Source organism: Paenibacillus sp. RS8 (assembly GCF_041956825.1).
Lineage (GTDB): Bacteria > Bacillota > Bacilli > Paenibacillales > Paenibacillaceae > Paenibacillus_AQ.
The window spans coordinates 4,741,416-4,753,694 of sequence record NZ_CP168131.1; the positions used below are offsets into that span (position 1 = coordinate 4,741,416).

11 protein-coding genes are annotated in these 12,279 nt (G+C 44.3%); 9 read left to right on the forward strand and 2 right to left on the reverse strand.

Annotated features, from left to right (window positions below; all coding sequences use genetic code 11):
* The first annotated feature begins 116 nt into the window (after window positions 1–116).
* Window positions 117–926, forward strand: a complete 810-nt coding sequence (locus ACDZ28_RS22410; RefSeq protein WP_042127232.1) for an SDR family NAD(P)-dependent oxidoreductase — start codon at window positions 117–119, stop codon at window positions 924–926.
* Here the strand turns inward: ACDZ28_RS22410 and ACDZ28_RS22415 are convergent.
* Complete coding sequence (locus ACDZ28_RS22415; protein WP_076118286.1) at window positions 918–1,394, reverse strand: SRPBCC family protein; 477 nt, start codon at window positions 1,392–1,394, stop codon at window positions 918–920. The two genes, ACDZ28_RS22410 and ACDZ28_RS22415, sit on opposite strands and share 9 nt — an antisense overlap.
* A gap of 582 nt (window positions 1,395–1,976) precedes the next feature.
* Here ACDZ28_RS22415 and ACDZ28_RS22420 point away from each other — a divergent pair.
* The gene (locus ACDZ28_RS22420) at window positions 1,977–2,375 is read left to right on the forward strand and encodes a DnaJ family domain-containing protein (protein WP_375102782.1); all 399 of its coding nucleotides are present in this window, start codon (window positions 1,977–1,979) and stop codon (window positions 2,373–2,375) included.
* A gap of 118 nt (window positions 2,376–2,493) precedes the next feature.
* Here ACDZ28_RS22420 and ACDZ28_RS22425 read toward each other — a convergent pair whose 3' ends face one another.
* Window positions 2,494–2,913, reverse strand: coding sequence for a GNAT family N-acetyltransferase (locus tag ACDZ28_RS22425; protein WP_375102783.1), 420 nt, complete (start codon window positions 2,911–2,913; stop codon window positions 2,494–2,496).
* Between the two features lie 180 nt (window positions 2,914–3,093).
* Between ACDZ28_RS22425 and hrpB the strand changes: the two genes are divergently transcribed.
* The 7 genes from hrpB (at window position 3,094) to ACDZ28_RS22460 (ending at window position 12,218) form a co-directional block, all read left to right on the forward strand.
* Window positions 3,094–5,586, forward strand: a complete 2,493-nt coding sequence (gene hrpB / locus ACDZ28_RS22430; protein WP_375102784.1) for an ATP-dependent helicase HrpB — start codon at window positions 3,094–3,096, stop codon at window positions 5,584–5,586.
* A gap of 97 nt (window positions 5,587–5,683) precedes the next feature.
* Window positions 5,684–6,268 (forward strand): general stress protein, encoded by a 585-nt coding sequence (locus ACDZ28_RS22435; RefSeq protein WP_042127242.1) that lies wholly within the window; start codon window positions 5,684–5,686, stop codon window positions 6,266–6,268.
* Window positions 6,269–6,420: 152 nt separating this feature from the next.
* On the forward strand, window positions 6,421–7,176 hold the full coding sequence (locus tag ACDZ28_RS22440) for a metallophosphoesterase family protein (RefSeq protein ID WP_375102785.1): 756 nt from the start codon (window positions 6,421–6,423) through the stop codon (window positions 7,174–7,176).
* A complete protein-coding gene (locus ACDZ28_RS22445; protein WP_375102786.1) occupies window positions 7,173–8,039 on the forward strand; it encodes an NAD-dependent epimerase/dehydratase family protein in 867 nt (288 codons plus the stop codon). Before ACDZ28_RS22440 ends, ACDZ28_RS22445 begins: the two co-directional genes overlap by 4 nt.
* Entirely contained in the window at window positions 8,036–8,194 is a 159-nt protein-coding gene (locus ACDZ28_RS22450) for a hypothetical protein (RefSeq protein ID WP_375102787.1), read from the forward strand. The genes ACDZ28_RS22445 and ACDZ28_RS22450 overlap by 4 nt, the downstream gene beginning before the upstream one ends.
* Window positions 8,195–8,628: 434 nt before the next feature.
* Entirely contained in the window at window positions 8,629–11,178 is a 2,550-nt protein-coding gene (locus ACDZ28_RS22455; protein WP_375102788.1) for a LuxR C-terminal-related transcriptional regulator, read from the forward strand.
* Between the two features lie 101 nt (window positions 11,179–11,279).
* A complete protein-coding gene (locus ACDZ28_RS22460) occupies window positions 11,280–12,218 on the forward strand; it encodes an N-acetyltransferase (protein WP_042127252.1) in 939 nt (312 codons plus the stop codon).
* Window positions 12,219–12,279: the final 61 nt, after the last annotated feature.

The window sequence follows — 12,279 nt, forward strand, 5'->3', positions numbered from 1 at the left end:
CTCTGTTCAAGCTTTTGAACGGGGAGTTTTTTTGTGAAGATGATTCCAGTGTACATGTATTTGGGTAATCTTGATCCATAGTACATCACTAAGAGATCTTAAGGGAGAGATTACATATGAGTCCAAACATAGCTAAGAAACAAAGATTTATTGGGAAAACTGCAATTATAACTGGAGCGGGCTCAGGAATTGGTCGGGCTACTGCGATTAAGCTGGCTAGGGAAGGGGCTAATGTAGCGCTTTTTGATTTGAATCTGGAACGCACTACATCTTTGGCGGATAAGCTGAACAAGTTTCGCAAAGATTGTGCATTGGCTATAGAGGTAGATACTTCGGATGAAAAAGGGATGGAGGAAGCCGTTCGCAGGACGGTCGAACAATTCGGTGGGTTAGATGTAGTGTTCGCTAACGCGGGAATCAATGGTGCGGTGGGACCTATAGAGGAACTGAGCTTGAGTGATTGGGAACGCACGATGTCGGTGAACTTGACGGGGACGTTTTTGACACTGAAATATACGATCCCTCATCTGAAGGATAAAGGAAAAGGTAGCATTATCATCACTAGCTCCATCAACGGGAATACTAGATTTGCCAGCTTTGGATGGTCTACGTACAGCACTACCAAAGCTGGACAGGTGGCTTTTGCTAAAATGGCTGCACTTGAGCTAGCTAAGTTTAAAATTCGAGTGAATGTGATCTGCCCTGGGGCAATTGCTACCAATATAGATGAAACCACTGAAATGAACGAGGAGGTAGAAGCGATCGTCATTCCAATTGAATTTCCCGATGGGGCGCAGCCGCTGGCGGATGGGCCGGGTAAGCCGGATAATGTCGCCGATCTAGTTTCATTTTTGGCATCCGATGAGTCTATTCATATTACAGGTGCGCAAATTGTGATTGACGGGGCAGAGTCCTTATTATCCTAGTTTAGAGATCGCTTCGCGGTATTGCTCGTACCGAACATTCCATTCGGCTTTTCGCGAATCCAGCGTGGTCCCATCCAATAGGTGCTGGATCACATCTAGACATACATGCCAGCCGGCTAAGTCACGGGGAGTGTGCGGTGTGAGCGTTCGGATCGTTTCATTTAAGACGAGTAAACAGCCTTCTGAATTTGGGTATAGCTCAAAGCGAACAGAATCTTCAGCCCACGTAAATTCAAGGATAGATTCATGTTGCAGGGCGGTAATCGTCATTTCCTCAAAGGTTCCGTCTTGCATATCAAACTTGATTAATCCACCTTCGCGCAGGTCTTCAACACGTAATTCAGTGAACCATAAAGCAAGCTTCTCATTCTCTGTCAAAAAGGACCAGATTTCTGATGCGGAATGTTTTAGTTGACGTTCGAAACGAGCGACAAAATGATCATCTGCTTTTTTGAGGTTAGCTATCATATTATATTTCTCCTTTGGACTACTGCTGTAGTCCTTTTTATATTGAGTTTAGATTCATCAGAAAGAGTATAGCAATTGTTTGTCTTAATTTAAACTATTGCTGGGTTTGGCTAGGCGTTTGTAATATGTTGAGGATAGGGATAGGGATAGGGGGCGGGGGGCGATAGTTTAGCAGAATGGTCTGAATTGTGGAATAAGCGGAAAATACAGAATAAACAGAATATGCGGAATAAGGGTTTAGAGTCCTGAGAGATATATTACTACAAGGATGCACCTGACTTTTCGGACAGTATTGCAGTTATTTGGCGTTTTTAGTGCATTTATTGAAAATATAGGACTGCATAGCTCTTATTGCCTTGATATTCATCGAAAGTAGGGAAGATTAGAGTGAATAGTTGCATCTGAGTCCGAAAGTACAGCAAATAAACAGTTCACAGCATCGCAAAGTTGTAAGGATGTAATTCGGCAGCTTGATGTCAATCTACAGTTTTCTGTGCTAGAATAAACGCAATTCAGCAAAACAAACTTTTGCTTAGGCAGGATAGATCATAGAGATTGGCATTGGTGAAGGAGGCTGTGTATATGGGGATGATGTCCTGGCTGGTTGAGCAGCGGATTCAGGAGTCTATGCGTAATGGAGAATTTCGAGATTTATCAGGGCATGGTAAGCCGTTGGAGCTTGAGGATTTATCTGGTGTTCCAGAAGAATTGCGGATGTCCTTCAAAATCATGAAGAATTCCGGGCTGGTGCCCGAGGAAATATCTTTGCGTGCGGAATGTGTTACCCTCGAAGGGCTGCTTGCTGCCTGCCACAATAGCGGAGGTTCTGAGAGCAGTGAGGGCAAGGCACTTCGGGCAAAATTGTCTATGAAAAGACTACGGCTGCAAGAGCTGCTGCGTGAACGAGGCTTAGATAGTAACCCAGCCTATATGCAATATAGTGTTCAAATCCACGAACAGATGATTAGGGAAGAAGAATAGTGCTAATATGGTCCTGTCAATTGGAGATCAGGATAAATAGTGTAGTATAAAAAGGCATCTCTTCGTCGATTTAGACGGTAGAGCTGCCTTTTTGCGTGCTGCGCTTCACAAGCGTATTTCATCGTACTTGCTTATAATATATCCATTCTGGATCGCCATCATCTAAATTTTCAATGATTCCACTTCTTATAAATCCTAGAGAATGACAGACCTGTTGCATGATCGTATTCGATTCATTGGTGGAGGTAAACAGCTTAGGAGTTGGACAATGTTCTTCCATGTAACGAATAAGTGCGCCGGCAATACCGAGTCGTCTGAAATTGGGATTCACAATTACGAGCTGTATGAAACAGCATTCGAAAAAAGTGGTATCGTAACAGGCAAAACCGACAGGCTCACTGTTAATCGTTGCCACAACACATTGCTCGTTCAAAATATATTGTTGGATCTTAGGTTTACGAACTTCGCTGCCAATGACCATACTATCGATCTTGCAGAGCATAGATAAATCTGAAATCGTGGCTTTAGTTACGAGCATTTTAGACAGTCTCCTTTTTAAAATATAAGAAAGTATAAGACCAAAAGCGTTTAGACTTGAAATGATAAAATGTATGTACAGTTTGTCTTGATCTTTCAAGTTTTTTCGCACATGATGAAAAGAGTTTAGACCACATCAAAGGAAATCATAACATATTATTACAGCCGATGGAGAGATACAATGAAACAGCTTCCAATTACACAGGTGCTTCCAGACATGAAAAACATACTTAGATCAACACGGGCAGCTGTTCTCATCGCTGAACCCGGTGCAGGCAAAACAACAGGAACGCCTCCGGCATTTCTGGACGAGCCGTGGATGGCTGGTAAAAGCATCCTTATGCTAGAGCCCAGAAGACTTGCTGCAAGATCTGCCGCAATCTACATGGCGTCTTGTCTTGGTGAAAGTGTTGGACAGACGGTAGGTTATCGCATGCGGAATGACACTAAGGTAGGTAAGAATACACGAATTGTTGTAGTGACTGAAGGTGTCTTAACAAGGATGCTTCAGAGTGATCCATCGCTAGGGGATGTGGGTCTGATTATTTTTGATGAGTTCCATGAGCGTAGTCTTCATGCGGATCTGGGACTTGCTCTCGCACTGGAAGCGCAGGCAGTGCTGCGTGATGATCTTCGGATTCTGATTATGTCAGCTACTTTGGACAGTGAACGTGTCTCTGCTATGTTAGGCGATGCGCTAGTTGTGGATTGTCCGGGACGAACCTATCCGGTGGAAACCATCTATACCCCAACAACAGGGAATCTTCCGATTGAAAAATCGGCTGCGGCCGCAGTGAGACGTGCGCTTGATGAACAGCCGGGAGATGTCCTCGTATTCCTACCGGGTGAACGAGAAATTCGCAGAACTCAAAATGAGTTGGAACATGGAAAACTACCTGACGAAATAGTTCTTCGTCCTTTGTATGGACAATTACCACAGACTGTGCAGGATGCTGCTGTGGCTCCATCCATAAACGGCGAACGCAAAGTCGTGCTGGCGACCTCCATTGCGGAGACAAGCTTGACGATTGAGGGTGTGCGAACGGTAATTGATACAGGACTGCGTCGTACGCAGATCTTCTCACCGCGTACAGGAATGCCGAGTCTTACGACGGTTCCGGTATCGAAAGCCTCTGCCGATCAACGGAGAGGGCGTGCCGGACGGACAGCACCTGGCGTATGCTACAGGCTGTGGAGTCAGGAGGAACATAATCGACTTCCGGATGACAATGTGCCGGAGATTATGGAGACGGATCTTGCGCAGCTTGCTTTGGAGCTGGCGCTGTGGGGCGTGCGCGACCCTGCCGCGCTAGCTTGGCTTGACGCGCCGCCCGCTGCGCCTTATGCGCAGGGCATCGCGCTGCTGCGCCAACTCGGCGCGCTGGACGCCGGCGGCGCCATCACGCCGCACGGACGCAGCATGGCCGCGCTTGGCGCGCACCCGCGAGCCGCGCATATGCTGCTGCGCGCGGCAGAGCTTGATGCAGCACCGCTCGCCTGCCGGCTGGCGGCGCTGCTGCAAGAGCGGGACCTCTTCAAGGGTCCCGCGGCACTAGATTGCGACCTCACGCTCCGCGTAGAGGCGCTGCTTCGGTTTGAGCGCTCCGCCGACACGGGCGGAGCGGACCCGGCGGCTCTGCGCGCGGTGGTGCGCGAGAGCCGCAATTTCCTGGCGCAGCTGCAAGCAGCGCCGGGCGAGACAGTGAACGACATCAGCCTCTGCGGGCTGCTTCTGTCGTTCGCCTATCCCGACCGTATCGGGCAGAAACGCGGCGATGGCGCGTTTCTGCTCTCCGCCGGTCGCGGCGTGGCTCTGCGGGAAGGGCAGCCGCTGGCCCGTTCCGCTTATATTGTGGCTGCTTCCGTTGACGATCGGGCCACACAAGGTGCAATCCTGCTGGCAGCAGAGCTAGAAGAGGGACAACTGCTAAAGTATCATGCGGATCGCATCACTGAAGAGGCGGACGTATATTGGGATAAAGAAAGTGGAAGTGTGAAGAAGCGCCGTCGAACGATGCTCGGCGCTCTCGTATTAAAAGAAACGTCACATGAAAGACCTTCTGCGGAAGAAACAGCGAAAGTACTGCTTAGTGTTATCGCAGAAGAGGGAATTGAAATCTTACCTTGGGAAAAGGGAACTTTGCAGCTTCGTGAGCGGCTGATATTTATGCACGCCTTGCGTCCGGATTGGCCGGATGTCTCAGATGCGGCATTAATTGAATCACTGGATGAATGGTTATTACCATACATTCAAGGAATGCGTAACTTGCGCGATCTCCAGCGGATTCCTTTATCGCGTGCACTTGAGGGGCTGATAGACTGGAATCAGAGGCAGATTCTTGAGCAGGAAGCGCCGACGCATATAACGGTTCCTAGTGGCTCGCGTGTGCCTGTAGACTATGCTAATCCAGCAGCCCCTGTACTAGCAGTACGATTGCAAGAGATGTTTGGACAGTTAGACACTCCTAGAATTGGAGGGGGGAAGGTGCCTGTATTGCTACATCTTTTGTCACCGGCAAGAAGGCCGATGCAGGTGACTTCTGATCTTGCCAGCTTTTGGCGTGGCACTTATTTTGAGGTTAAAAAAGATCTAAAAGGACGCTACCCTAAGCACTATTGGCCAGAGGATCCCTTGCAAGCTATTCCGACCAATCGAACACGCCCCAAGAAGTGAAAGGGTTCCTCGTTCACTTGAAATGGTTCATTTGATGTTTTGTCTTCAGCATACAGGGTAATTAACTAGCGAAGACAATTACTAAGGAGGGCTTCAAGTGACTAAAAAAATCGTAGGTATCTTTGACACCGAACAAGAAGCAACCAGAGCAATTGAAGGACTTCAAAATCAAGGATTCAGTAATGATGAAATATCAGTGATCACACGTGATCGCGATGAGTTAAGACATATTTCGGATGATACAGGCACAATGGCGCCAGAAGGTGTTGCAACAGGTGCAGCTACTGGTGGCGTATTGGGTGGAGTTACTGGACTGCTAGCAGGTATCGGAGCACTCGCTATTCCGGGGATTGGTCCAATTCTGGCAGCGGGACCTATTGTGGCGACGCTAACAGGTGTAGCCGTTGGTGCAGGTGCAGGCGGATTAGTTGGCGGATTGATCGGTCTAGGGATTCCTGAAGATGAGGCAAAAGAGTATGAAGGATACGTTGAAAGTGGCAAGATCCTTGTGCTTGTAGAGGATAATGGACGAGGATATCAAGCGCATGATGTGTTCCGGGGCAACCGCTCGTTGAATGCTCAGCGTTACGATGGTATCTATAACGAAGACACTAGACTAGGCAATTCGATGGCTAACAGAGCAGATCGGAAGGCTGAAGTCTACAATCGCGATAAAATTTAAATGTTAATCAATCGAGTTCTACTATAGACAAACAATTCATTCAAAGACTGCACCTCTTAGCGTTATGCTGTGAGGTGCAGTCTTTATTATGTATGTGGTATGATATGGATAATCATCCAAATTATAATTAGGAATTTGAGAGGTAACTGAAAATGAATAAACTGGATACCATAGCAGTTATTTCTGATATACATAGCAATGTTTATGCTTTAGAGGCTGTATTGCAGGACATCGATTCACGCGGTATAAAAAGTATTGTAAATTTAGGGGATTCTCTGTTTGGTCCCATTGAACCTATTCGAACAGCAGAACTGCTGATAAATCGATCTAATGTAACGAACATTATGGGAAATTGTGATCGATATTTACTTCAGAAGGATATGGATTCAATAACTTTTCAATATGTAAAACCGATGCTGACTAACGAAATACATGACTGGATTCGATCCTTTAACCCAACGTGGGTGTTCGAAGATTTATTGTTTTGTCACGGGACGCCATTCTCCGATGATAGCTATATGCTTGAGGATATTTTACCTACGGGAGTTCAAGGAAAATCTGCTGAGGACTTAATGGCTGAGCTTGATTCAGTAGATCAAACAATGATTTTTTGCGGGCATACACATCTTCAAAAATCAGTGCGGCTACCGAATGGCAAGGTTATCGTGAATGCTGGTAGTGTTGGATTGCCAGCTTATTTCGAAGAATTACCTTATCCTCATTGCATGGAGTCGATGACTCCTCATGCCAGATATTTGATAATAAGTCGAAGAGATTATTCTTGGATGTTCGAACCAGTTTTACTTCCTTACAATTATGAACTAGCTGCGCAGAGAGCAGATCAGAACTGTCGTGAGGATTATAGCTATGCCATCAGGCATGGAAGAGTTAAAGGAGGACTTAGATGAAGATATTTGTAGCCGGTGCAGCGGGTGCGATTGGACGACTATTGCTGCCCAAGTTAGTAGAAGCGGGGCATGAGGTTGTTGGACTGACCCATAAGGAAGAAAATAGAGCAATTATAGAGAAGTGTGGAGCACAAGCGGTAATCGCAGATGTCTTCGATCGAGAGGCCATATTTGCTTCCATTCGCACAGTACAGCCAGAAGTGGTTATCCATCAGCTAACTTCACTAAGTCAGCGGAATTTCTCAGATAATTCTAGGATAAGAATAGAAGGAACGCGAAATATTGTGGATGCTTCCCTTGCAATTGGCGTGGAACAAATCATAGCACAAAGTATCTCATGGGCATATGAAGCTGGAGAAGAACCTGCTACGGAGGAAATTCCATTAGATCTGAAGGCTTCAGAGCCTCGAAAAAGAACGATTGAAGGTATTTGCTCACTAGAAAAGACAGTTGCAGAGATCCCAAACCATGTCATTCTACGCTATGGAATGTTGTACGGCCAAGGGACTTGGTATGACACGAATGGTTATATGACAGAGGAAATTCGTCAAGGAAGAGTAACTGCAACTGATGCAGTTATGTCATTTCTTCATGTGGAGGATGCAGCTAACGCGGCGGTGCTTGCTCTGAACTGGCCTTCAGGCCCAGTGAACATCGTAGATAACGAGCCTGCTAAAGGATTGGAGTGGTTATCAACCTATTCAGAAGCTATAGGTGCTCCTACTCCTATTGTTCAAGAAGGCAGAGCAGGATGGGAACGCGGAGCCTCTAATACGAAAGCTCGAATGGATTATGGGTGGAGCCCGCTGTATCCGTCATGGAGGTCAGGGTTTGCACGGAGCTTGAATGTTCAGATTGAATGAGTTCAGCTACTGAAAGGAAGTGCAGTATGGATTTGCTTCTTGTGATTTTGTTCTTTATTGGTTTAATTATGATGATTAGTAATCAATATGCGATGATCAAGAAAATGGATGAAATGAATGAGTCGCTAAATGAAATTAATAATAAACTTGGTTAGATAAAGATGAAAAGGAGTGATGAGGTGGGAATCATTAAGAATTTCTCACTAGTAGTAGTGAGTTTAATTACGGATCTATGGTTTGGAATCGTTCGAAAGCCTGAATTTTATGATAATCACTCGGTTACTGCAACAAAGAGAGGGTATGTAATATTTGTTGCCTTGGCAGCTGTAATAGCTGTGGGAACTGCCATATGGCTATGCTCTAGAATATATTAATGAGAAGGCTGCCAATAGGCGGCTTTTTTTACATCATGGACGCCAGCATATTAGAATGTTATGTTATTACTTACCAATGATTAAAAATTAAAATGTTGAAGCCGCCTCATATTTTGGGAAAATTAAGACATACATAAAGGAAGGATCCCATGAATTCTCCCTCTCAACACCAAATAGCGTTAACTTATTCTCAGCATTCGATCATCACCTCACGTGTGACTATCCCAAAGCAAGCACCTTTTTATGTTCAGCGCACTAGATTAATGTCCGGGTTCTTGGATGAGAATCGTGCTAAGGTGACGCTTATTGCTGCTTCTGCAGGCTTTGGCAAAACAACACTTGCGGCTGAATGGGCGCGTATCCATGCTGATGAAGTGGCTTGGCTATCGCTGGATATTTCAGATAATCATCTCGTCCGTTTCTGGTTAAGTGTACATGCTGCTATTCAAAGAATCGCTTCGTCCTTCTTAAGACGATTAGATTTGTTCCTCCAGTCTGTTCGTGATGGATCTGTAGAGACTGCGATCTCACTTCTACTAAATGAGCTTTATTCCCTTCCCAGTGCAATTACCCTTATTGTAGATGACTATCATACGATTACTAATCAATCGGTTCACGAGAGCATGGGCTTTTTTATCGGACATCTCCCAGATCATGTGAAGCTTGTGATATTAAGTAGAACACGCCCACCGCTCTCATTATCCCGCTTAAGAGTGCAACAGGAATTACTGGAACTGAGCAATGACGACCTGAGGTTTACGTTTGAAGAAATAAATGAACTTCAGTCTCAATCCTTAAGGGATCAGCTTACACCCGAAGAGCTATTATTACTTGAGCAAAAGACAGAAGGCTGGGTAGCGGGTTTGATTCTAGCTTTCCTCTCCTTCTCAGAGAAACAAGATCGCACAGCGTATATGAATACTTTTTCAGGGAACTCACGCAATATTTTCGATTATTTATTGGATGAAGTCCTCTCTAGACAGTCGACCGAAGTACAAAATTTCTTACTAGTAACGTCTATATTGAATTCCTTTAGTCCTTCTCTAGCAGCGGCTGTGATGGATCAATCGGGTGCGGAGAAGCAATTACAGGAAGTTGAAGAAGCACGTCTTTTCATCGTACCGCTTGATGACACTAGATCGTGGTTCCGTTATCATCATCTTTTCGCGGAAATGTTAAAAACTAGACTATCCAAAAAAATGAGTTCCGCAGAGATTGTAAACTTACATAGAAGAGCAGCAATTTGGTACGACCAGGAAGGATTAGCATTAGAAGCCATACAGCATGCGTTTGAAGCAAAGGATTACGTGCTTTCAGCATCCTGTATGGACAGACATTTCAATTCGATTATTAAAAATGGCGATGAATCTATATTGCTAGATTTACTGGATATGTTGCCTATCAAGAATATGATCGTGCATCCTGATCTTTTCTATTTTCAAGCAGGGTCGATGGCAGTCTCCGGACGAACAGATGATGCCAAACGCTTTTTACACAAGGTAGAGCGTTTCATGGAAGAGGAATTCTTTATTCCTGAAAAAGAACAAGTTGTAGTTCAAATGCAATTGGATCTTTATCGTGCTTCCATTGCCTTTTATCAGGGGGACGTCGATACGTTTGTTGAACTGTTGGATCAGAACAGAGAAGGGATAGAGCGATTTTCTTCTATAGTAAAAGTAGTGAATGTGGGGGAAGCTCTTTTATTTCGTGGCCCGATAGGATTCGGTGGAAGATTGAAGAAGATGGCGTATCTATCAGCTAAAGTCTCAACGTCTGAGGAAAGAAGAGCATTGATTCATTTTGCGTTACAAGGGCATGGATTTATATTTTTGTCGGATCTATTCTATGAATGGAACCGTCTTGATGATGCAAGCCTCCAAGTGGAAAAAGCGCTTGTTATGTGTAGATCCTCGGAACAAGTGAGCGTGTGGGTGCCTGGGGTTATTTTACAATCGAAAATATTAAAAGCTTTGGGTCACATTGAAGAAGCAGCAGTGGTATTACGAATGGCTATAAAAGAACTGAAACAACATCATTCCCCTCGCTGGGAAAGATTGCTAGAGGCTGCACATATTCGAATTCTACTCTCACAAGGACTTGTAAATAGTGGAGATGAATGGCTTGCGAAAAGTCATATTAGCACAACAGATAAGCCTAATGTCACTAGGGAATATGAACAAATCACACTCGCACGTATACTGATGGCGCGTCAAGCGTTCAACGAAGCAATCCCTTGGCTTAATAAGCTGTTAAGTGAGGCTAGGCGAACGGATCGAATGGGCAGTCAGATCGAGATTTTGTTGCTGCTTGCTGTGTCTTATGAAATTCTAAGTAAGAATAGTCAGGCATTTGAGGCGTTAGAACAGGCCCTTAAGCTTGCTGAGCCGGAGGGTTATATCCGTATTTTTCTTGACGAAGGTGTGCCACTTACCCGAATGCTGCAACGCTATTTATCGGAGTGGAGCACAACTTCTGATGTTGATTATGTTCATCAATTGCTTCAGTCATATCAGCTCGAGCCGTTATATAATGATACTTCTAAGGCTATGAGAACGTCGGATTCTTCTATAGCGTTTCATTTTACAAAAAGAGAGTTAGAGCTCATGTTTTTCATAGTCGAAGGTCTTTCTAATGATGAAATTGCAAGCCGGTTATTCCTTTCTCCAGGCACGATCAAGAGATACATTCACAATATTTATCAGAAATTAGACGTTAAAAATCGTGTGCAAGCCGTTTCTAAGATCAGAGAACATCAATTGCTATAGTGTAATAAATAATTACTATAAGTGTTTATTACCAATCATTTACTTTGAGTCGTGATACTATGGAAGATAGAAGGTGAAGAAGCAGCGAGGAGGAATCGTACATGCAATTAAAGGGATGGTCTGAGGACGAAATATCCTATGAGTTAAGTAATGATTATTCTATACGTAAGGCTGAAACTGATGAATGGGGAATTTACTGTTCCATTTATTATAATATCCAATATATTGGTTTTTTTAGAGAGGAAGGGTTTGATTCTACCCAAAGAAATGCTTTCTGGATCTTTAAAGGTGAGTCGAAAATAGGTGGTGTAAGGATGGATCCTAATCGGATTTATCATTTATTTGTTATTCCACCGTTTAACGATACATTTATGGTGCTGAAACTACTAAAAAAGCTTTTGATATATTGGTCAGATCGAACTAAGCCGATCAAAACCTTTGAGGTTCTACCGGATCAAGTGAATTTATTTGCGCGGGCAGGGTTTTGGCCTGATGAGTTCAGATGTCGTTGGATGCAGCGTCCTACAGATCATTTCGAGGTGGAATGGAACGAAGAATTTAGGATTGAAAGTCCACAGATCGAAGATGATGAGATGGGGGCTAAACGATTTGTTCTTGAAGAACAAATTGCCGAATGCAACTATGCTAGCTTTGCCGGAAGTTTAGAAGCAACCAGAAGAAAGAAATTCTCCTATGAAGATTTTGTACCTAGTGAAGAACCTAATTATACAAATGAAGCATTACTTACGGCATCAACGCTTGTGTATGATCAGAGATCGGGACAGTTAATTGCAAATTGTCTCTTGGGCTTACAAGGAGATTACGCTGCAGTTTACAGCATTGGGGTAATACCCGATTTTAGAGGTAAAGGGTTAGCGACACTCATGTTGAAAAGAGGACTTCATCTCCTTAAAGATAAGTATCCACTCCTAAGATTATATGTCATGGAAGGGAATGACGCAGAGTCTGTTTATACCAATCTAGGATTTGTTCCAGGTGTGCAAGAGATACAGAGTATGTATATTCCTGTGAATGATTAAAATATCCCCGTATTAGTGGATTTTTGCTTCGATGCGTACTTATGTACTTTGTGAGTACCCA